We start from the raw sequence: 21,607 nt of genomic DNA, 5'->3' as shown, positions 1-21,607 counted from the left end.
GAGCGCGGACTCGACCACGTTCGAGGCGGTCTCGTCAAACAGCAGCTCACCCGCTTCCTGGCGATCTTCGCCGCCTGCAGCGCCTTCTTCTTCGTCTTCTACAACCTGCCCGCGCAGTGGTTCGCCATGCACCAAGATCCCTGGCCCGACGACATCCTGAAGCGCTCGTACTTCCTGATGGGCATCTGCGGGGCGGACACCGATCGGCCGTGCCCCGATCCTTCGCTACCGGTGCCGCTGACGAATTCCGGCTACATCAACCACGACGGGCAGCTTGTGCTACCCGGGGGCGCAAAGCTGCCGAAAAACGTTCCGCTCGAACGGGGGAAGTAATTGTTGAACAGCCAGCCCGCAGCCGTCCGCTCCGTTTCGAACGCGCCGTTCTACCGTGCCGTCGGCGACGAGGTCGAGGTCTTCCGAGCGGCGGCCGGCCGAGGCCTGCCGGTACTGCTGAAAGGCCCCACGGGATGCGGGAAAACACGCTTCGTGGAGGCGATGGCTCACCAGCTGGGCCGGGACCTGATCACCGTCGCGGGCCACGAGGACATGACGTCGGCCGATCTGGTGGGTCGTTTCTTGCTCAAGGGCGGTGAAACGGTCTGGGTGGACGGACCGTTGACCCGGGCCGTACGCGAAGGCGGCATCTTCTATCTGGACGAGGTGGTGGAGGCGCGCCAAGACACCACCGTGGTCATCCACCCGCTGGCGGATCACCGCCGTGAGCTTCCGGTCGATCGGCTCGGCACCACGTTGCGGGCGGCGCCCGGATTCCAGCTGGTGATCTCCTACAACCCCGGCTATCAGAGCGTCCTGAAGAACCTCAAGGAGTCGACCCGTCAGCGCTTCGTCGCCATCGAGCTCGGCTATCCATCCCCCGAGGTCGAGACCGAGGTGGTTGCCTACGAAGCCGGGATCGACATCGAGACAGCACGTTCGTTGGTCAAGCTCGGGTACGCCATCCGCAACCTCGACGGCTCACCATTGCGCGAAGTGTCCTCCACGCGCATGTTGATTCTCGCCGGTGGCCTCGCCGCCGAAGGGCTGAACCTGCGCAGTGCGGTCCACGCGGCCGTCGTCCAGGTGCTCTCCGACGACGACGACGTCATCCGAGCGCTCGACGAACTCGTCAACACCGTCCTGCCCCAGAAGTGACCAAGGCGTCCAATCCCCACAACCCTGACCGGTTCCGGTTCCTCGCCACCTACATCGCCGGCAGGTCCGTCGAAGTCACCGAGGCGCCGGCCGGGCAGCCCGCGCACACCAACGGCCAGTTCATCTTCGTGTCGGCCGGCGCCTCGGTCGAGGAGCAGCGCCGCGAGATGGTGGTCCAGGCCGCACTTCTCGGCGCCGGCAGCCTCGATCCGCGATTGGTGAGGGGATTGCGCGCACGATCCACATTGGCGCGCCGCTACCTTGCGCTCGAGGGTCGGCGGGTTCTCGCCGAACTCGCCCAACAGATTCCACTCGATGCCGCGCTCATGCCGGACAGACCACCCAGCACCACGACCCCCGACGAGTCGCTCGAGACGGCCAAGAGCCGAACCGAGGTTGCCGACCCACCGGGATGGTTCGGTGTCATCAAGCCCTCTCGGTTGATGGCGGCGCCCACTGGACCGGGAGGGCCGGCCACCAACAAAGACCTGCAATTGCGGTTCGACCCCATCGACATGCCCGAGTCGGAGGACGACGACGAAGACGACGACGGTGGGAGGTCGGGGGAGAGCAAGATCCTCAAACTGTTTGAAAGTCCGCTCCTGAACAACAAGTCGATGTCGGACTACTTCCGCAAGATGTTCGGAGGTTCGCGCTCCCCGGGGGAGGGTGCCGCGGGCGCAGAGATGACAGTTCGCTCCATCCGCCGGGCGCAACAGATCGGTCCGAATGCCCGTCCCCTGCCCACCCGGGTCCAATTCACCGATGACGGCAAGCCCGGTGCCGCGATCGGCGTGGGCGGCGTGCTGTATCCGGAGTGGGATGTCTTCAACGACCGGTACAAGCCGGACTGGTGCCGGGTCATCGACTTTCCGTTGACCGTAGCCGCCGACGTCTCCGATGCCGGTGTGGCGCACGACGACCTGCTGCGGCGGCGCCTGGCACGCGTCGGGCTCGGCCCGAAGGTCCTGCGCGGCCGTGCGGACGGGGACGACCTCGACATCGAAGCGCTCATCGACCTGTTCGTCGATCTGCAATCCGGGTTTTCCCCACCCGAACACGTCTACCTGGAGCGCCGCAAACTTGCCCGTAATCTCGGCGTGCTCATTCTGATCGACGTCTCCGGGTCCGCGATCGATGCCGATGCGGACGGCCTCGCCGTGCACGACCACCAGCGACGGGCGGCCGCCACTCTGGCCGTCACACTCGAAGAGCTTGGCGACCGGGTTGCCGTCTACGCGTTTCGATCGCAGGGCCGCCATGCTGTCCATCTGCCGGTCATCAAGGCGTTCGACCAGAACTTCGGCGCTGTCGGGCGCGCGCGGCTCAACCAGCTGGAACCGTCGGGCTACACACGCCTCGGTGCCGGCATTCGAGGTGCGGGCGAAATACTCAAAACCGAGGCGGGCACACCGAATCGGCTGCTGGTCGTCCTTTCCGACGGGTTTCCCTACGACGACGGCTACGAAGGCCGTTACGCCGAAGCCGACTCCTACAAGGCCCTCGAAGAGCTCCGGGCGGAAGGCGTTGCCTGCCTTTGCCTTTCCATCGGGGCCACGACTGCTACCGATGCCCTCGAACGCGTCTTTGGTTCCGCCGGCTACGCCAGCGCCGCAACGCTGGCCGAATTGAGCCCACGGATGGATGAGTTGTTCTTGTCGTCCCTGCGGGAACTTGCCGCGCCGAGACCTTCGCGAGGCACCGCCTGAAGGTGGTGTTGACGGGTGCGCTGGGCAATATCGGCCCATCCCCGTTGGAGGCGTTGCTGAGCGCCGCGGAGCAGCTCACGTGGCGATTCTGACATCCGTCGGCGGGCATGACATGCGCTATGCCTCTATGGTGGACGTGATTCCCACGGCGGGACGACGGGCACCCAGCTAGTCGACATTTTCGACCAGCCGTCTCGATCGAGATCCTCGCTACCCGGGCAACCAGCGAATTGAGGAGCCGATGAGTGACAACTCCGACAGGCGGCAGCGGCCCCTGATCGGGTACATCACCCACGAGATCGCGCCCCCGATCAGCCCCGCGCCGATCGGCCGGGAGTGGATGTCGGAGATACGGCAAGGGTGGCCGCACCGGTGTCTGCCGATGCTGATCGCCAACCAGAGCGGCTGGGAGGTGCGCAACCGCAGCGCGTTCACCGCGACGTGGATGGGTGGCAACGACCGTACGAACCTGATGATCGCCCCCGACACCCGCGAAAGCGGCCAGTTCCTGCCCTCCAGCCACTTCGGCTACGGCATCCTGACCTGGCATCTGCCGATCCTGTTTCGCACCCCGCCGGGCTACAACCTGCTGGCCCGCGGACCGGCCAACTATCCGAAGGACGCCATCTCGCCGCTGGAGGGCATCGTCGAAACGGATTGGTCCAGTTCGAGTTTCAGCATGAACTGGAAGTTCACCCGTGAATTCATGCCGGTGCGATTCGAGGTCGGCGAGCCGATCTGCATGATCGTGCCGCAACGCCGGGCCGAGCTGGAGGAGTTCGTCCCCGAGCTTCGGCCCATCGAAGCCGACGAGGAACTGCACCGCAAGCACGAGCACTTCCTCGGTTCACGCGGCGCACTGGGCCGCGAGCAGGAAGCCGCGGGCGGCGCCGGGAACGAGAAGGTGCCGTGGCAAGGCGATTACACGCGGGGCCGGCACAGCGACGGCGAGCCCGGCGCGGAAGACCACCAGACCCGCCGTCATCTCCGATCGTTCGTCCAGTACCAACCCGAGAACACGGACTAGAACGAAATCATTGCGCGTGCATGGTGGTTGCCGCTTACCGCCATATTCGTGATCCGGTCCGGCGCCTGTGCCGACGCGCCGGCCCACGCGATGTAGCCGTCGGGGCGTACCAGCACGGCCGGCCCGCGGTCGGCGCGCTCGGCCTGCAGCATCCCCGGTGTCTCGACCGGGGCGGCGCCATATTCGCGGATGAAGACGAAGCCGCCGCCGCGCTGCAGGTGCGTCAACCTTTCGTCGACGAGGGGGATCGTGGCGGCACGGGTGCCGACCAGTCCGCGCCGGCCGTACCGCAACGTCGTGCCCGCAAAGCTGCCGGCCACGAAGTCCTGCACCGGGGCTATCCGAAGCAGGTTGGGAGCCAACAGATTACGCAGCCAGATCGCCGGCCGCCGGTGCAGGGTCGCGCCCCGGGCGATCATCCCGGACTGCAACAGCACCCGCTTGCCGATCGGGTGGCGTTCGTCCTGGTAGGTGTCCAACAGGGCGTCGTCGGCGCCGCCGAGCACCGCGTCGAGCTTCCAGGCCAGGTTCGCGGCATCCTGGATGCCGGTGTTCATGCCCTGGCCGCCCATCGGTGAGTGCACGTGCGCGGCGTCGCCGGCCAGGAACACCCGTCCGTGCCGGTACTGCGCGACTTGCCTTTCGTCACAGTGGAATCGCGACTTCCAGCCGATCTCGATCACGCCGAAGTCCGTTCGCATCGCGCGGGCCAGGACGTCGATGATCTCGGCGTCGTCGACGGGCGCGCTGTCGGGCAGCTGATGGTCGCGGTCCCAGACCAGTGCCCGGTACCACGAGCCGTCCTCGTCGTGGCGGTTGTACGGGGCCAAGAATCCCAGCACGTCACCGGTGGTGCCCACCACCAGCCCGCCGCGCGACGGGCCGTGGGCCAGCTTGACGTCGGCCAGCATGAGCGAGGTCAGCACCGTCTTGCCGGGAAAGTCGACGCCCAGCAGCGTGCGGACGGTGCTGTGTGCACCGTCGGCGCCGATCACGTATCGCGCCCGCCACGTCTGCCGGTGTGCGGGATCGCCGTCGCCCTTGGGGCGGGCGGTGACAGTGACGCCCGCGGCGTCCTGCTCGAGCGCGACCACCTCGACGCCGCGCCGGATGTCGGCCCCTTCGGCCACCGCGTAGCGGCGCAGTGCCGCATCGACGTTGGTCTGCGGGGTGATCAGGACGAACGGGTAGGCCGAATCGAGGCGGGTCAGGTCGATCCGGGCCTTGGCGAACAGGGTCACGTCCGGTCCGCGCTGCCCGACCGCGAGCAGCTCGGCGGCCGCGTCGCGCGAGTCGAGGACCTCCAGTGTGCGGGGCATGACGGCGAACGCGCGGCTGGCCGGGTTTTCGGCGGGCCAGCGCTCCAGCACGGTCACCGACCGTCCGGCGCGGGCCAGGTCACCCGCGGCGGTCAGGCCCGCGGGGCCGGCTCCCACCACCAGGACGTCGACGTCGCGAACAGTGGTTGTACTCATCGGGCCGCTCCTTCCGGTTGCGGGTACCAGCGACGGATGTCGCCGGGGGTGGCTTGCGCTGCCTGGTTGAAGACGAAGCGGCAGCCGGGCTGGGTGGTGTGTGCGGCGTTGACGATCGACTCGAACAGCAGGGTGTTGCAGGCGACCAGGCGAATCCCGGCGCCGATCAGCACGGCGTCGTAGTGCTTGGCGCGCAGCCACTCGCCGGCCTTCGCGGCGCCGGCGGTGCCGAAGTCGATCAGGCAGTTGTCGACCTGGTAGCCGGCGGCGCGCAGACCCGCGACGTTGTCGTCGTTGGCGGCCCGCAGCACCTCCCTCGACAGGCCCGCGAACTGGGCGAACTCCGGTGACGAGTAGTCGATCACGTCGGGATCGAGCCCGATCTGGATGACGGTCACGGTCATGTCCGAGCCTCCTCGACTAACCGATTCAACAACTGTTGAAATCAAAGTAAGCCCGGTGGCTAGCGATGTCAACAGTTGTTGAACTAGAATTTCGGCATGCCCGGTAAGACCCGCGACGGCAAAGTCACCCGCGCGACGATCCTCAGCGCGGCGCGGACGCTGTTCTCCAGCCACGGCTTCGAGCGGACCACCATCCGCTCGATCGCGGCCGAGGCCGGCGTCGATCCCGCGCTCGTCATGCACTACTTCGGCAACAAGGCCGACCTGTTCGCCGCGGTCTCGCGGCTCGAAATCACCTTCCCGGACCTCACCGGCGTCGCCCCGGAACGCATCGCCGACGTGTTGGTGCCGTTCCTCATCCGGGTGTGGGATCCGGCCGGGTCGTTCCTGCCGCTGCTGCGCGCGGCCGCCACCAACCGGACCGCCGCCGACGCGCTCCTGGAGGTGTTCGTCGAAAAGGTGGCGCCGGCCCTGGCCACCGTCACCCGCGACCGCGCCGCTGAGCGGACCGCGATGGTGGGATCGCAGGTGCTGGGAATCGCCATGGCGCGCAACGTCGTTGGGGTACCCGCGCTGGCCGCGATGGACGACGCGACGCTGACCGAATGGCTGCGCCCGGTGCTCGCCCACTACCTCACCGGGGCGGCGCCGTGATCGCCGGCCGCGGCGAAACGGCGGGACCGCGAAAACCGCGCCTAGAGTTGAGGCCATGCCGCTAGAAGGGGAGTACCTGCCGAGCCCATGGGATTGGTCTCGCGAGCAAGCTGACAAATACGCCGAGTCGGGGGGAGCCGAGGCCGCCGACATGAAGGGCAAGCCGATCATTCTGCTGACCACGGTCGGCGCGAAGACCGGCAAGCTGCGCAAGACACCGCTGATGCGCGTCGAGCACGACGGCCAGTACGCGGTCGTCGCCTCGCTGGGCGGGGCGCCGAAACACCCGGTCTGGTACCACAACATCAAGAAGAATCCCCGCGTCGAGCTGCAGGACGGCCCGGTGACCCGCGATTACGACGCCCGGGAGGTCTTCGACGATGAGAAGGCCACCTGGTGGGAGCGGGCCGTCGAGGCGTGGCCGGAGTACGCCGAGTATCAGACCAAGACCGACCGCCAGATCCCGGTGTTCGTGCTGACCCCGGTCGGCTGAATTCCGGTCGGCTGTCATGGCACCATTAATCAGTGACCGCCGAATTGAGCCAGAGCCCGAGCGTCTCGCGGTTATCCGCGGCTGACATCGACAGCGCGGCCAAGCGGATCGCCGCGGTGGTCACGCCGACCCCGCTGCAGTTCAGCGACCGGTTGTCGGCGCTCACCGGCGCACAGGTCTACCTCAAGCGCGAGGACCTGCAGATCGTGCGCTCCTACAAGCTGCGCGGCGCCTACAACCTGTTGGTCCAGCTGTCCGAGGCGGAGCTGGCGGCGGGCGTGGTGTGTTCCTCGGCGGGCAACCACGCGCAGGGCTTCGCCTACGCGTGCCGGATGTTGCAGGTGCACGGCCGCGTCTATGTGCCGGCCAAGACGCCCATGCAGAAGCGCGACCGGATCCGCTACCACGGCGGCGACTTCATCGACCTGATCGTGGGCGGCACCACCTACGACCTCGCCGCGGAGGCGGCGGTGGCCGATGTGGAAAGCACCGGCGCCACCCTGGTGCCGCCCTATGACGACCTGCGCACCATGGCGGGCCAGGGCACCATCGGCGTCGAGCTGCTCGATCAGCTCGACAACGAGCCGGATCTGGTGGTCGTCCCGGTGGGCGGCGGCGGCTGCATCGCCGGCATCACCACCTATCTCGCCGAGCGCACCGACAACACCTCGGTGCTGGGCGTCGAGCCGGCCGGCGCCGCGGCGATGATGGCCGCGCTGTCCGCCGGCCAGCCGGTGACGCTGGACCACGTCGACCAGTTCGTCGACGGAGCCGCGGTGCGCCGGGCGGGCGACCTGACCTACGCCGCGCTGGCGGCCGCCGGCGACATGGTGTCGATCACCGCGGTCGACGAGGGCGCGGTGTGCACGGCGATGCTCGGCCTCTATCAGAACGAGGGCATCATCGCCGAGCCCGCGGGCGCGCTGTCCGTCACCGGATTGCTGGACGCCGACATCGAGCCCGGATCCACTGTGGTGTGCCTGATTTCGGGTGGCAACAACGACGTGTCGCGTTACGGCGAAGTGCTCGAGCGCTCGCTGGTACACCTCGGCCTCAAGCATTACTTCCTGGTGGACTTTCCGCAGGAGCCCGGCGCGCTGCGCCGCTTCCTCGACACGGTGCTCGGGCCGAACGACGACATCACCCTGTTCGAATACGTCAAGCGCAACAACCGGGAAACCGGCGAGGCGCTGGTCGGCATCCAGCTGGGGTCCTCGGCCGACCTGGACGGCCTGCTGGCCCGGATGCGTGCGACGGAGCTACACGTCGAGAGCCTGAAACCGGGCTCGCCGGCCTACCGGTACCTGCTGCTCTAGCGGCCGGGGCCGCCGCCAGACATGCGCCCGCCTTATGGACCCGGTACCGCCGGTTTCGGCCTTGTCAGCGCCGGCTTTGTGGCCTGTCTTCTACTGCTGGCGTGGGCGGCGGTATGGATTGCTCGGCACGGGCGCCTGTTGCTCGGGCTTTGGCAGAGGGTGACCAACTCCGCCGTGATCGGCGCAGGGCTGACCTGGGCACGCGATCGGATCGGCGCCAGGGACCCGGCGCTGGCCCGGCGGTTGCCCCCGAGCGTCGCCGCTGTCGCGTTGCTTCTCGGGCTGGTCGTGGTCGTGGCGCTGGCGGTCGGCTTCACCGAAGTGCTAGATGACGTGCTCGAGGGCGACGGCATCGCCGGATTCGACCAACCGACGACTCGGTGGCTCGCGGCCCACCGTGATCTGTGGCTGACCACCGTTCTGCGCGTGGTCACCGACGCGGGCAGTCCGGTTTTCCTGGCTGCGGTGGCCTTGCCGATCTCCGTAGTTGCCGGTTGGCGGTGCGGGTCGTGGCGGCCGGTGGTGCTCGCCCTGGTTGCTGGCGTCGGGATTCCCCTCGTGCTGTTTACCGCCAAAGTCTTGGTGGGTCGCAACCGCCCCGCGCTGCCTTTCGCCCTGATCGACGCGGACGGGTATTCGTTTCCCTCCGGACATGCAACCGGCACCGCCGCGAGCATGGTCATCTCCGCGTGGATGCTGACCCGCTGGCTGATGCCCTGGTGGACCGGGCGCGTGATGGTATGGGCGATGGCGGCCGGCGTGACGTTCGTGGTCGGGTTTTCCCGCGTCTATCTGGGAGTCCATTACGTCAGCGATGTGCTGTCCGGTTGGCTGCTGGGCATGGCCTGGGCCGGCACCGTCATGCTCGTCGGATCCTGGTGGGACAACACCCGACGCGCACGCGGCTCAGCGTCGGTGCTCCCGTAAGTACGTTGGCTCAGTGGTGCCGGGCGTCAGGTCGTCGGCCGGCACCGGCGTTCCGGCCGTCAGGCTCAGCGGCACCACGCCCGCCCAGTGCGGCAGCGCAACGTCCTGCGGATCGTCGGCCGGGGGACCGCTGCGGACCTTCGCCGACACCTCGACGAGGTCGAGCGCGAGCACCCCGGTCGCGGCGAGCTCGCGGGCATCGGGCGCCCTGCAGTCGGCTGCGCGCCCTGGCGCGATGTGGTCGAGCAGGCAGCTCAGCGCTCGCGACTTCTCCGCCGGATCGTCGACGACGCGCGCGTCGCCCACCGCGACCACCGAGCGGAAGTTCACCGAGTGGTGCATCGCCGACCGGGCCAGCACCAGACCGTCGACCAGGGCGACGGTGACGCAGACCGGCAGGCCCGACCCCGACGCCTGGGCCGCCCTGGCCGCCAGCAACGGGCCGCCGCCCGTCGAACCGTGCAGGTAGAGCGTTTCGTCGAGCCGGGCATGCGTCGTGGGCAAGACCACGGTCCGACCGGCGCTCGAGTAGCCCAGATGGCAGATCAGCGCCTCGTCGAGGATGTCGTGAATGGCGCGGCGTTCGTAGTGCGCGCGCTCCCGGTAGCGGGTCGGGGTGGTGCGTGCCGTCGGCTGGTATGCGGTGTCCACGAGATTGCCCTCTAGTTTGTTCTAGTACATAATATGTTGCGTGCCAGTACAAAACAGCATAACCGGAACCGGGGCGGAATCCATAGCCGCCAGCATCGAAGCGGCGGTCTCCGCCGGCTCCCTGGCGCCCGGCGATGCGCTCCCGCCGGTGCGCGAGCTGGCCGCCCAGCTCGGCGTGAACGCGAACACCGCCGCCGCGGCCTACCGGCTGCTGCGTCATCGCGGGGCCGTCGAGACCGCCGGCCGGCGCGGCACCCGCGTGCGCCATCGCCCGGCGACCACCCCGCGCTCGCTGCTCGGCCTCGACGTGCCCGCGGGCGTGCGCAACCTGTCGACCGGCAACCCGCGCCCGGACCTGTTGCCGATTGCCGGCGCCTCGCTGGCCGGCCCGGGCGCCGGCCAGCCCGTGCTCTACGGCGGGCCGGGACTGTCGCCGGCGCTGGAGGAGTTCGCCCGTAGCGCGCTGGCCGCGGATGGGATCCCCGCCGATCACCTGGGAGTGACCAGCGGCGCGCTGGACGGCATCGAGCGCGTGCTCACCGCGCATCTGCGCCCCGGCGATCGCGTCGCCGTCGAGGATCCGGGCTGGGCCAACCTCCTCGATCTCCTTGCTGCACTGGGGCTTTCGGCTGAGCCGGTGCGGGTCGACGACGACGGCCCGCTGGCCGACGACCTGGCCCGGGCGCTGGGGAGTGGGGTGCGAGCACTGGTGCTCACCAACCGTGCGCAAAACCCCACGGGCGCTGCGCTTTCGGAGCAACGCGCCGACTCGCTGCATTCGCTGCTGGCGCGGCGGGCCGAGGACCTGTTGCTGGTCGAAGACGACCACTGCGCGGGTATTTCCGGGGCGCCGCTGCACACCCTGGCCGGCTGCACCGCGCACTGGGCGTTCGTCCGCTCGGCGTCCAAGGCCTACGGCCCCGACCTGCGGGTGGCCGTCCTCGCCGGAGACCACCGCACGATCGAACGCGTGCACGGCCGGTTGCGGCTCGGGCCGGGCTGGGTGAGCCACTTCCTGCAGCGGCTCGCCGTCGACCTGTGGTCCGACCAGGGGGCTGGGGAGCTGGTCGCGACGGCCGAGCGGCACTACGCCGACAACCGCGGACGGCTCTGCGACGCCCTGACCGAACGCGGTCTACCGGCGCACGGGCGCTCGGGGCTCAACGTGTGGGTGCCGGTTCCCGACGAGGCGGTCACAGTGTCCCGGTTGCTCGGCACCGGCTGGGCGGCGGCACCGGGCAGCCGGTTCCGGATGAACACGCCGCCGGGCATCCGCATCACGATCTCCGACCTGACTCCCGACGAGATCGATCCACTCGCCGACGCGGTCGCCCGCGCCGTGCATCCGGCCGGGCGGACCATCGTCTAGCCGCAGCTCAAGCGCCCTCGTCGTCGTCGGTGGCGCCGGGCCCGGGTCCGCTCCACAACAGCTCGACGCTGGGATACGGCGGCATGTCGTGGCGCGCGGTGTGCCGGCCCGACGCCGGGTTGGTGGCGCGGCGGCTCGGCTTGCGCCTACAGATCCGCCGCAATGGGTGACCGAATTCAGATTGACTCATGGCGGCATCATCGGGGGTGCGCCCGCCGCGCCGCTATTCAGTTATCCACAGCCCACTCAGACCGACAAGATGGCGAACGAATGGCCTTGTAGCACAGTGCCGTCGGCATCGACGGCGGGCTCGTCCCAGGCCAGCACCACATCACCGCTGACCGGCACCCTCACCGGCTCGGCACCGAGGTTGCACACGATGCGCAACCGGCCACGGGACACGCTGATCCAGCGTTCGTCCTCGTCGTAGTCGACCGCGAGGTGTTCCAGCCAGGGATCGGCCATGTCGGGGTGGTTGCGCCGCAACGCGATCAGGTCGCGATACAGGCCGAGCAGCCGGGCGTGCTCGCCGGTGTCGACCTCGGCCCAGGCCAGTTTGGAGCGCGCGAACGTCTGGGGATCCTGCGGGTCGGGGATCTCGTCGGCGTCCCAGCCGTGTTCGGCGAACTCGGCCTTGCGTCCTTCGGCCGTGGCCCGCGCCAGCTCCGGTTCGGGGTGCGAGCTGAAGAATTGGAACGGGGTCGAGGCCCCGTACTCCTCACCCATGAACAGCATGGTGGTGTAGGGGGATCCGAGCACGAGCGCGGCTTTGATGGCCAGCTGGCCGCCGGTCAGGTTCTGCGACGGGCGATCTCCCAGGGCGCGATTGCCGACCTGATCGTGCGTGCAGGTGTAGGCGACCAGCCGGGTGGCCGGGATGCCGGACTTCTCGCTGGTGTCCAGCGGCCGCCCGTGGCGGCGGTGCCGGAACGACGAATAGGTGGCGGCGTGGAAGAAGCCGTGGCACAGCGTCTGCGCCAGGGTGGCCAGGCTGCCGAAGTCACCGTAGTAGCCCTGGCGCTCGCCGGACACCGCGGTGTGGATGGCGTGATGAATGTCGTCGGCCCATTGTCCGGTGAGGCCGTAGCCGCCGCGATCGCGCGGGGTGATCAGCCGCGGGTCGTTCAGGTCGCTCTCGGCGATCAGCGACAGCGGGCGACCCAATTGCTGTGCCAGCCAATCCGTTTCGGTGGCGAGCTCTTCGAGGATATGGATCGCGGTGGTGTCCACCAGCGCGTGGACCGCGTCCAACCGAAGGCCGTCGGCGTGAAAATCACGCATCCAGCGCAACGCGCACCCGATGATGTAGCGGCGCACCTCGTCGGAATCGGCGTCGGCGATGTTGATGCCCTCGCCCCACGGATTGCTCGCCGACGACAGGTAGGGGCCGTATCGCGGCAGGTAGTTGCCCGATGGCCCGAGGTGGTTGAAGACCGCGTCGATCAGCACGCCCACACCCTTGGCGTGGCAGGCGTCGACGAAGCGCACCAGCCCGTCGGGTCCGCCGTAGGGTTCGTGCACGCTGTACCACAGCACGCCGTCGTATCCCCAACCATGGGTGCCGGCAAAGGAATTCACCGGCATCAGCTCGACGAAGTCCACGCCGAGATCGACCAGGTAGTCCAGCTTCTCGATGGCGGCGTCGAACGTGCCGGCCTCGGTGAACGTGCCCAGGTGCAGCTCGTAGATCACCGCACCCCCGACCGAGCGGCCGGCCCACCCGGTGTCTGTCCACGTCGCGGCGGCCGGATCCCACAACTGCGAGCGGGCGTGAACTCCGTCGGGCTGGCGGGCCGACCGCGGGTCGGGCAGCACGGTGGGGTCGTCGTCGAGCAGGTAGCCGTAGCGGGCGTCGGGCGCGGTCGCCACGGTCGCATGCCACCAACCGTCATCCGAGCGCCGCATGGCGTGCACCCGGCCGTCGACGTCGAGCCGAACCTGCGCGGGTTTGGGTGCCCAGACCCGGAATTCAGTCATGGTGGCGCTCCAGCAGAACCACCGGCAGATCGGCGAACAATTGGGCGGCCGACGTCGGGCCGTCGGCGATCGCCCCGGTGAGCGCGTCCTTCCAGGTTCCGTCCGGCAGCGGCAAAACCGTATTACCCCAACCAGTTTCGGTCAGCCGCACGGTCCAGCGGGTCACCGCCACTACGATGTCCTCGCCCCGAAGGAAGGCCAGCACGTGATCGGCGGCCTCGCCGTTGGCCAGCACCGGGACGTAGTCGCCGTGCAGGAAGGCGTCCGGATGGTCACGGCGCACCCGAAGTGCGGTGGTGACGACCCGGATTTTCGGATGCTCCAACGCCTGCAGGGCGGCGCGCCGGGCGGCGTAGTCGACGGCCCGGCGGTTGTCCGGGTCGACCAGGCTGTCGTCCCACAGCTCGGTGCCCTGATACACGTCGGGGATTCCGGGCACGGTCAGCGCCAGCATCTTCTGGGCCAGCGCGTCGCTTGCGGCATGTGGATTGAGTTGGGCGACAAGCTCGGTCAGCTGGCCGGCCACCGGGCCGTCGAGCACGGTGTCCAGCCACCGGTGCACCGCGTCCTCGAACTCGGCATCCGGATCGTTCCACGAGGTGTGCCAGGACGCTTCCCGGATGGCCTTCTCGGTGTAGGCGTGCAGCCGGTCGCGCAGCGCATCGGTGACCTCGCCGTTGACAGGCCACACGCCGAAGATGTTCTGCCACAAGAACTGTCCGGTCGCCGGATCGGGGGAGGGCACGGCGATCTCCCAGCGCGCGAGGAACTCGGTCCACAGCGACGGCACCTGGGACAGCACCGAAATCCGGGCCCGGACGTCCTCGCCGCGCTTGGTGTCATGGGTGGTCAGCGTCGTCATGGTCTGCGGCCACAACCGGGCCCGGGTGGCGGCGCTGTGATGGAATTCGGCCGCGCCGACACCGAAGCGGTGCGGCTCGCCGCCCACCTCGTTCAGCGAAACCAGCCGGGCGTCGCGGTAGAACAAGCAGTCCTCGACGGCCTTGGCGGTGACGGCGCCGCACAGCTGCTGCAGCCGGGTGGCCGGCTCACCGCCGCGGGCCAGCGCCGCGGCCAGCACCTGCAGCGCGGGCCCCAAATCCGGTGCGGCCGCCTCGGTTTCGGCCAGGGCGGTGGGCAGCAGCGCGACCAGGCCGGGGTAGTCGCAGCGGTACACCCCGATATGGGTGAGCAGCGCGGCCACCGCCTCGGGCAGCTGCGGATGGTCGGCGCCGGTGGCGGCCACGATGCTGCGGCGCAGTCGGCGCAGCTCACTGGCCAGCGTGTCGGTGGCCGAGCGGATCTTGAGATCCACCAGCATGTCCGGCATGGCCTGGTAGTCCACGCCGGCCGACTCCACCAGCGCGGTCAGCGCCGGGGCACCCTTCGGATCCACCAGGACGCCCCCGGTTTCGCGCAACACGTCGTAGCCGGTGGTGCCGCCGATGGGCAGGGTGGGCTCGAGCGCCTCGTCGACGGCCAGGATCTTCTCGATCACGATCCACGCCTGCGGGCCGGTCAGCTCGCGCAGCCACGCCAGGTATCCGCACGGGTCGGACAGGCCGTCGGGGTGGTCGATGCGAATGCCGTCGACCAGCCCCTCGGCGAACCACCGCCCGACTTCGCCGTGGGTGGCATCGAAAACGGCGCGATCCTCCTGACGCAACCCGGCCAGCGAGGTGATCGAGAAGAAGCGGCGGTAACCGCAGACGCCGTTGCGCCAGCCCACCAGCCGGTAGTGCTGGCGGTCGTGCACCTCGGGGCCGGTGCCCCGAGCGGTGCCGGGCGCGATCGGGAACGCCAGATCGCCCAGGCGCAACAGGTCACCGTCGACGGTGAGGCCGGCGGCGTCGTCGTCGGACCCCAGCACCGGCAACACGATGCGGCCGTCGTCGAGGTCCCAGTCGATGTCGAAATACGTTGCGTAGGGCGAAGAACGGCCGTTCCGCAGGACGTCCCACCACCAGGGGTTCTGCCCGGGCTGGTCGATGCCCACATGGTTGGGCACGATGTCCACGATCAGGCCCATGCCGCGCGCCCGCGCCGCCGCCGACAGTCGCGCCAGGCCCTGTTGGCCGCCGATCTCGGGCGACACCGTCGTGGGGTCGGTGACGTCGTAGCCGTGGCTCGACCCCGCGGTTGCGGTCATGATCGGAGACAAATACAGGTGCGACACCCCGAGGTCGTTCAGGTAGTCGAGCAGGTTTTCCGCATCGGCGAAGGTGAACGCGAACCCGCTGGACTCACCTCGCAGTTGCAGCCGGTAGGTGGAGATGACGGGTAAAGCCATGCGTCACTGCGTCTTACGCAGTACCAGCAGTGAGCGCGAGGGCAGCGATACTTTCTCCTCGGCGGTCACCACCTGGTCGGCTCCCTCTTTGCGGCCCGTCGGTTCGTTGGTGTCCAGTTCCACGGTCCACTCTTTCGCATAGTCGGTGTTCGGCGTTACGAAGTCCACCGGATCTTCACCGGCGTTGAAACACAACAGGAATGAGTCGTCGACGACCCGTTCACCGCGTGCGTTGGGTGCGCTGATGGCCTCGCCGTTGAGGAACACCGCCACACACTTGTGAATGCTTTCGCCCCAGTCCTCGTGCGTCATCTCGCGGCTACTTGGATTCAGCCAGGCGATGTCGCGCACCTCGTCGCCGGTTCGGATCGGCTCACCCTCGAAGAACCGGCGCCGCCGGAACACCGGATGCCGCTTGCGTAGCGTGCTCACCCTGCGGGCGAACGCCAGCAGGTCGGCATTCTTGTCGACCAAAGACCAGTCCATCCAAGACAATTCGGAGTCCTGGCAGTACACGTTGTTGTTGCCGTTCTGTGTACGCCCGAACTCGTCGCCGTGGGCGATCATCGGCGTGCCCTGGCTGAGCATCAGCGTCGCCCAGAAGTTGCGCATCTGGCGGCAGCGCAGCTCGGTGATGTCGGGGTCGTCGGTGGGGCCCTCGACGCCACAGTTCCACGATCGGTTGTGGCTTTCCCCGTCCCGGTTGTCCTCCCCGTTGGCCGTGTTGTGTTTTTCGTTGTAAGACACCAGGTCGTTGAGCGTGAATCCGTCGTGCGCGGTGACGAAGTTGATGCTCGCGCTGGGACGGCGACCGGTCGCCTCGTACAGGTCCGACGACCCGGTCAGCCGGGAAGCGAACTCGCCCAGGATTGCGGGCTCGCCCCGCCAGTAATCGCGCACAGTATCGCGATACTTCCCGTTCCACTCGGTCCACAAACCCGGGAAATTTCCGACTTGGTAGCCACCCTCGCCGACGTCCCACGGCTCGGCGATCAGTTTGACCTGGCTGACGATCGGATCCTGCTGCACCAGATCGAAGAAGGCGCTCAATCGGTCGACGTCGTGCAGTTCGCGGGCCAGTGTGGCGGCCAGGTCGAAGCGGAACCCGTCCACGTGCATCTCGGTAACCCAGTACCGCAGCGAGTCCATGATCAGCTGCAGCACGTGCGGGTGGCGCGGGTTCAGGCTGTTGCCGGTGCCGGTGTAGTCCTTGTACAACCGCAGGTCGGTGTCGACGAGCCGGTAGTATGCGGCGTTGTCGATGCCGCGAAAGTTGATGGTCGGCCCGAGGTGGTTGCCCTCGGCGGTGTGGTTGTAGACCACGTCGAGGATCACCTCGATGCCGGCCTCGTGGAAGCTGCGCACCATGGATTTGAACTCGGGGACGCTGGACTTGCGGTTGGCCGCGTACTCGTTGTTCGGGGCGAAGAACCCGAAAGTGTTGTAGCCCCAGTAATTTCGCAGGCCCAGGTCCAGCAGTCGCGAGTCGTGCATGAACTGGTGCACCGGCATCAGCTCGATGGCCGTGACGCGCAGCGACTTGAGGTGGTCGATGATCGCCGGGTGGGCCAGGCCGGCATACGTGCCGCGAAGCTCCTCGGGGATGCTGGGATGGGTCTGCGTCATCCCCTTGACATGGGCCTCGTAGATGACCGTCTCGTGGTACGGGGTCAGCGGAGCCCGGTCAGATCCCCAGTCGAAGAACGGGTTGCTCACCGCACTGGTCATCGTGTGGCCCAGTGAATCGACCATGGGGGGAGTCCCCGGGTCGGCGCCGTCGGCGTTGGGCCCGTCCGGATCGACCGCCGTCATGTCGTAGGAGAACAGCGCCTGGCCGAACGTGAAGTCGCCGTGGAAAGCCTTGCCGTACGGGTCGAGCAGCAGCTTGCTGGGGTCACAGCGGTGACCGGCCGCCGGATCCCACGGCCCGTAGACCCGAAATCCGTAGCGTTGCCCCGGGGTGATGTTCGGCAGATAGGCGTGCCAGACGTATCCGTCCACCTCGTCCAGCGGAATCCGTGACTCGCTGCCCTGGTCGTCGATCAGGCACAACTCGACCTTCTCGGCGATTTCGGAGAACAAAGAGAAGTTGGTCCCCGCGCCGTCGTAGGAGGCGCCCAGCGGATACGGGTTTCCCGGCCAGACGGTGGCGAGCTTGGGTTGGTGGTTACCGCCTGATTCTGAAGCGGGACTGTTGGTTGACACCTATCGACCTTATCCGCGCGCGGTGGCGCTCACTCGGGTAAGCGGCCAGGAGTAAGGCGGGTCACCACCAGCCGGTGGCCTCGGCGATCTGGCGGCCCAATTCGGGTGTCATCGTCCGCACGTAGGTGGGGGTCAGGTGGTGGGCGCCGTGGTAGATCAGGATGTTTCCCTCGACCGGACGGCACACGTCGGTGCGGCAGATCGCGTCCGACATGTCGAGCACCTTGAGCTGCGGGAACTGTCCGACGAAGTCGAGCGTCTGATTGTGGTCCGAGAGCAGGTCGGAACGCTTGATCGCGCATGACTGCGCGGTGCCGCCCCGTTTGGCCAGGCAGTCCGCCGGGTCGAACGGTTGTCCGTTCTTCACCAGCCACGGGGTGTCCCGCATGCCGAGAATGGGAATGTTGTTGTCGGACAACGTTTGCCAGATCCCTATGTAGGTGGCGGGCATTACATCGCCGCTTTTGATGTTCCACGGCCGGGTGGTGGTGGTGAAGACGTAGTCGGGCCGGTCGGTGACCAATTTGGTCATCGAGCGTTGCACCCACTCGCGGCACTGCGGGTAGGGGGCGTTGTTGCCCATGATCAGCGGGACCTGCTCGGTCGACAGCGGGCAGCCCATCTTCAGATACGTCACGAGCTTGAAGTGGTGCGTCTTGCCCAGGATGTCCAGTGCGGGCAGCCAGTGCTCGGCGTGTGACCCACCGGCCAGCGCGATGGTCCGGTCGGCGGCCACATCGCCGTAGGTGCAGGTGACCACCGCGGGGTTGACGAAGTCGCTGATGCACCCGTCCCGGGTGGTGGCGGGCAGGTCCTGTTTGACCTCCAAGACGGAGGGCCGGATCGGCAGCGCGGGCACCCGCACGCGTTCGGTCAGCGCACGCGCGCCGGGGTAGTCCTGCGGGTTGAGGACGCTGAGCTCCTTGCCGGCCGACCGCAAGACCGTGACGTGCTGACGCCAGGTGAATGAGGTCGCCGTCAGCGTCACGCCCAGCAGCACGATGGCCGATCCGAGCGCCATCGTCGGCCGGGCCAGGCGCGTCGGCCACGGCCTGGTCGCCGCAGGCGCAGGCTTCGAGGATGCGCGGTAGCGCAACGGGTCCTCGACGAGCCGGTTGGTCAGATAGGCCAGCACCCCGGACACCAGCAGCAGCACCGCGCCTTCGACGAAGTTGGCGTGCTTGTGGCCGCTGTAGGACAGCCAGAAGATCAGCAGCGGCCAGTGCCAGAGGTACAGCGCATACGCCATGGCGCCCAGCTCCACCAACGGGCGCGTCGCCAGGATCCGGTTGGGCAGCGGCAACCGGTCGCCCTGCAGGTTGGCCCCGACGAGGATCAGCAGCATGGCGGCGCCCACCGGCACCAGCGCCCACGGGCCGGGGAACTCCTGCACCCCGTCGATCAGCGCCCCGCAGGACAGCACCGCGCCCAGCGCGACCGTGGCCACCACCGTCCGCACCCACATGGGCCAGCCGACCCGGGTCACCACCGCGCCGACCAGCGCGCCCAGCAACAACTCCCAGCCCCGCGCAAAGGTGTTGTAGTAGGCGGCCGCCTGGTCCTGCTGGTGCGCGATGATCGCGTAGACGAACGAGGCCACCGTCAACGCGGTCAGCACGACCAGGAACACGGTCCGCAGCCGTGCGCCCAGCGGGCGCCGGAACAGGTAGGCCAGGCCGGCGATCAACACCAGGAAGCTGACGTAGAACTGGCCCTGCACCGACATCGACCAGATGTGCTGCAGCGGACTGACGGCTTCGCCCGCCCGCAGGTAGTCCGAGGCGGTGTTCGCCAGCTCCCAGTTCTGGTAGTAGCCGAGGCTGGCAAGGCTTTGGTCGGCAAATGTCTCCCAGCGGGTCTCCGGTTGAACCAGGATGGTCAGCACCGCGCAACCGGCCAGCACCACGACGAGGGCGGGCACCAGCCGTCGGATGAGCCGGACTACCTCGGCTGCCGGCGACAGCGTCACGGCCGGGTTCAGCGCGGCGCGAATCACCTTGCCGCCGAAGAAGAATCCGGACAGCGCCAGGAAGACGTCCACGCCACCGGAGACGCGGCCGAACCAGATGTGAAAGACGGCGACCAACGCAATCGCGATGCCGCGCAGGCCGTCGAGGTCGTAGCGATAGAACCCCTGGGATCCCGCTTTGCGCACTCCCGTGGCCCCCGGATCGGCGGTGGCGTCCGGCGCAGGAGAGGGTGGCGGGGTCTGCATGATCGACAGCTAATTTACCGAAAACCCGCCACCCACTCCCGACCGCTCGCGCCGGGGAGGCTGCTCAGGCGGGTCGCTGAGCATCCGCGTCGGGCGGCGGGGAGCAAGTGGCGGGCGTCGGACGGCCGGGGATGGACCGGGAAATTACCTGCCGATGCCGGCGCCGGTCGGCTGCAACGGCGACTGCTGGGTCGGCAGTTGCTGGACGGGCGCTTGCTGGAACGGCGACTGCTGCAACGGCGACTGCTGCAACGGCGCCTGCTGGGCGGGCAGCTGCTGCGGCGTCTGCTGATACGGCGTCTGCTGCAGCGGGGCCTGCTGGGTGGGCAGTTGCTGCGGTGTCTGCTGGGTGGGCAGCTGTTGCGGGGCCTGCTGCAGCGGCGCCTGCTGCGCCGGCGCGGAGGCCCCGAGAACCCGGACCATGTAGGGCGTCATGCCGTTGGCCCGCACCGGCGAGACCTGCACGACGTCGCCGACCTCGAGCATCTGGTTGTTGCCCAGGTACATCGCCACGCTCTGCGTGCCCTCGGGGCCGTAGAAGATCAGGTCACCCTTGCGGGCCTGCTGCGGGACGATCTTCTGGCCGACGCGGTAGATCGCGCCCGACGATCGCGGCAGCTTGATGCCGGCGCCGGCGTACGCGTACTGCATCAGCCCGGAGGCGTCGAAACCGACGGTGTTGATGCCGGTGCCGGTGCCGCGGGTGGGGCCGTTGATGCCGCCACCGGCCCAGGAGAACGGCACACCGCGCTGCGACAGACCGCGGGCGACCACCACGTCGGTGGCCTGCTGATAGTCCATCGACCTGGCGCCCGGGTCGGCGGTCGCGATGGTGGGAACCACCATCGGCGCCCCGATCAGGGCCAAACCGATCGCGAAGGCGTAGATGCGTTTCATTGTTCCTGGCCTCTCAGGCACTCAATGGGCTCGGCGCGGTGACCTCGCGCGTCCGCCCCCGGTTCATGGACCAAGCGAGACCCCCACGCTGGGGCCGGACGCCGTCCATGGGCACTTGCGAAGTGAATCAGCGGTCAGACCGCAGTATTCACATCAGTCACACAAGCCACTTTGACAACAGATCGTGTTAACCGCCAGGTCCACGCGGGATTTTTTGTCGTACCGTGACCGGACGGTGACTGGCGCGCCGAATCTCGTATGCGCAGTTGTGATTTCGGTCTCAGTGTGCCACGAAATCGCACGTTCGCCGGGCGCCGGCGGGGCGATCAGAGCCAGTAGCGTTCGCTGAACATGGTCAGCAGCGACCCGGCCACCGAGCTGACCATGACCAGCGCCAGCGCCAGGACAGGCCAGAAGGACATGTACCAGCCCTTCAGGATCGACACGACCGGTCCGATGACGGCCGCGGTGATGGCCGCGCCCAAACCGCCCCACACCAGTGGGTGGATGTACAGGTCCAGCCCGTAAGGCACCGGCCCGCAGGTTTCGTCCTCGCAGACGTTCGCCAGGAAGCCGAACAGCCGCGTCGGCCAGGCCGTCGCCGTACCCAGCACCGCGAGCAGGATCAGCAGCACGACGGTGCAGACGACGTCCCACGGCGCCAGCCGCAGCCGGATCACCCGCGGAGCTTCGTCGTCGTAGTCCACCAGCGGGTAGTGCGTGTCTCTGGACCAGCCGGGCCCCGGCGCCGGCCCGGCCTCGGGTCCCGGCGCTGCGCTGTCGGGTTGTTGCGGCGTGGCCATGATGTCCCATGCTTCCCGACGTCGGAGTTTTGCGCGAATCGGC

At 68.2% G+C, this 21,607-nt stretch carries 19 protein-coding genes; 9 read left to right on the top strand and 10 right to left on the bottom strand.

The window, feature by feature from the left end; genetic code table 11:
• The 4 genes from A5760_RS19090 to A5760_RS19075 form a co-directional block, all read left to right on the top strand.
• The coding region (locus A5760_RS19090; RefSeq protein ID WP_155764375.1) for a spirocyclase AveC family protein at nt 1-333 on the top strand (333 nt) is incomplete at its 5' end.
• The gene (locus A5760_RS19085) at nt 334-1,152 is read left to right on the top strand and encodes a CbbQ/NirQ/NorQ/GpvN family protein (RefSeq protein ID WP_064883592.1); all 819 of its coding nucleotides are present in this window, start codon (nt 334-336) and stop codon (nt 1,150-1,152) included.
• Nucleotides 1,149-2,861, top strand: a complete 1,713-nt coding sequence (locus A5760_RS19080) for a nitric oxide reductase activation protein NorD (RefSeq protein ID WP_064883590.1) — start codon at nt 1,149-1,151, stop codon at nt 2,859-2,861. The genes A5760_RS19085 and A5760_RS19080 overlap by 4 nt, the downstream gene beginning before the upstream one ends.
• Nucleotides 2,862-3,102: 241 nt before the next feature.
• Nucleotides 3,103-3,888, top strand: a complete 786-nt coding sequence (locus A5760_RS19075; RefSeq protein ID WP_064883588.1) for a DUF6065 family protein — start codon at nt 3,103-3,105, stop codon at nt 3,886-3,888.
• On the opposite strand, the gene A5760_RS19070 is transcribed toward A5760_RS19075, so the two are convergent.
• Both A5760_RS19070 and A5760_RS19065 read right to left on the bottom strand, forming a co-directional pair.
• Nucleotides 3,885-5,363 (bottom strand): FAD-dependent oxidoreductase, encoded by a 1,479-nt coding sequence (locus tag A5760_RS19070; RefSeq protein WP_064883586.1) that lies wholly within the window; start codon nt 5,361-5,363, stop codon nt 3,885-3,887. The two genes, A5760_RS19075 and A5760_RS19070, sit on opposite strands and share 4 nt — an antisense overlap.
• Nucleotides 5,360-5,767, bottom strand: a complete 408-nt coding sequence (locus A5760_RS19065; protein WP_064883584.1) for a hypothetical protein — start codon at nt 5,765-5,767, stop codon at nt 5,360-5,362. Before A5760_RS19065 ends, A5760_RS19070 begins: the two co-directional genes overlap by 4 nt.
• Nucleotides 5,768-5,863: 96 nt before the next feature.
• Between A5760_RS19065 and A5760_RS19060 the strand changes: the two genes are divergently transcribed.
• The 4 genes from A5760_RS19060 to A5760_RS19045 are packed head-to-tail and all read left to right on the top strand — an operon-like array spanning nt 5,864 to nt 9,157.
• Entirely contained in the window at nt 5,864-6,421 is a 558-nt protein-coding gene (locus A5760_RS19060) for a TetR/AcrR family transcriptional regulator (protein ID WP_064883582.1), read from the top strand.
• A gap of 55 nt (nt 6,422-6,476) precedes the next feature.
• Nucleotides 6,477-6,914 (top strand): nitroreductase family deazaflavin-dependent oxidoreductase, encoded by a 438-nt coding sequence (locus tag A5760_RS19055; RefSeq protein ID WP_064883580.1) that lies wholly within the window; start codon nt 6,477-6,479, stop codon nt 6,912-6,914.
• Between the two features lie 32 nt (nt 6,915-6,946).
• The gene (gene ilvA, locus A5760_RS19050; RefSeq protein ID WP_064883578.1) at nt 6,947-8,230 is read left to right on the top strand and encodes a threonine ammonia-lyase; all 1,284 of its coding nucleotides are present in this window, start codon (nt 6,947-6,949) and stop codon (nt 8,228-8,230) included.
• A gap of 21 nt (nt 8,231-8,251) precedes the next feature.
• Nucleotides 8,252-9,157, top strand: coding sequence for a phosphatase PAP2 family protein (locus tag A5760_RS19045; RefSeq protein ID WP_064883577.1), 906 nt, complete (start codon nt 8,252-8,254; stop codon nt 9,155-9,157).
• On the opposite strand, the gene A5760_RS19040 is transcribed toward A5760_RS19045, so the two are convergent.
• Nucleotides 9,137-9,808 carry a pyridoxamine 5'-phosphate oxidase family protein gene (locus A5760_RS19040; RefSeq protein ID WP_064883575.1) on the bottom strand — a complete coding sequence of 224 codons (672 nt, stop codon included), beginning with the start codon at nt 9,806-9,808 and terminating at the stop codon, nt 9,137-9,139. The two genes, A5760_RS19045 and A5760_RS19040, sit on opposite strands and share 21 nt — an antisense overlap.
• Nucleotides 9,809-9,848: 40 nt before the next feature.
• Here A5760_RS19040 and A5760_RS19035 point away from each other — a divergent pair, with 40 nt between their 5' ends.
• On the top strand, nt 9,849-11,177 hold the full coding sequence (locus A5760_RS19035; protein WP_064883573.1) for an aminotransferase class I/II-fold pyridoxal phosphate-dependent enzyme: 1,329 nt from the start codon (nt 9,849-9,851) through the stop codon (nt 11,175-11,177).
• Between the two features lie 7 nt (nt 11,178-11,184).
• Here A5760_RS19035 and A5760_RS19030 read toward each other — a convergent pair whose 3' ends face one another.
• The 7 genes from A5760_RS19030 to A5760_RS19000 all read right to left on the bottom strand — a co-directional run bounded on the left by A5760_RS19030 (nt 11,185) and on the right by A5760_RS19000 (nt 21,564).
• A complete protein-coding gene (locus tag A5760_RS19030) occupies nt 11,185-11,367 on the bottom strand; it encodes a hypothetical protein (protein ID WP_064883571.1) in 183 nt (60 codons plus the stop codon).
• A 56-nt stretch (nt 11,368-11,423) separates the two neighbouring features.
• The gene (gene treZ / locus A5760_RS19025) at nt 11,424-13,154 is read right to left on the bottom strand and encodes a malto-oligosyltrehalose trehalohydrolase (protein ID WP_064883569.1); all 1,731 of its coding nucleotides are present in this window, start codon (nt 13,152-13,154) and stop codon (nt 11,424-11,426) included.
• A complete protein-coding gene (gene treY, locus A5760_RS19020; RefSeq protein ID WP_064883567.1) occupies nt 13,147-15,444 on the bottom strand; it encodes a malto-oligosyltrehalose synthase in 2,298 nt (765 codons plus the stop codon). The genes treZ and treY overlap by 8 nt, the downstream gene beginning before the upstream one ends.
• A gap of 3 nt (nt 15,445-15,447) precedes the next feature.
• Nucleotides 15,448-17,649 carry a glycogen debranching protein GlgX gene (glgX, locus tag A5760_RS19015; protein ID WP_064883565.1) on the bottom strand — a complete coding sequence of 734 codons (2,202 nt, stop codon included), beginning with the start codon at nt 17,647-17,649 and terminating at the stop codon, nt 15,448-15,450.
• 61 nt (nt 17,650-17,710) lie between these two features.
• Nucleotides 17,711-19,864 (bottom strand): acyltransferase family protein, encoded by a 2,154-nt coding sequence (locus A5760_RS19010; protein WP_064883563.1) that lies wholly within the window; start codon nt 19,862-19,864, stop codon nt 17,711-17,713.
• A 144-nt stretch (nt 19,865-20,008) separates the two neighbouring features.
• On the bottom strand, nt 20,009-20,761 hold the full coding sequence (gene ripD, locus A5760_RS19005; protein WP_064883561.1) for an NlpC/P60 family peptidoglycan-binding protein RipD: 753 nt from the start codon (nt 20,759-20,761) through the stop codon (nt 20,009-20,011).
• Nucleotides 20,762-21,087: 326 nt separating this feature from the next.
• Nucleotides 21,088-21,564, bottom strand: a complete 477-nt coding sequence (locus A5760_RS19000) for a hypothetical protein (protein ID WP_064883559.1) — start codon at nt 21,562-21,564, stop codon at nt 21,088-21,090.
• Nucleotides 21,565-21,607 lie beyond the last annotated feature (43 nt).

Origin of the sequence: Mycobacterium colombiense (assembly GCF_001665835.1) — a bacterium.
In the GTDB taxonomy this organism is placed as follows: domain Bacteria; phylum Actinomycetota; class Actinomycetes; order Mycobacteriales; family Mycobacteriaceae; genus Mycobacterium; species Mycobacterium colombiense_A.
This window is presented reverse-complemented; position numbering and strand designations above follow the sequence as displayed.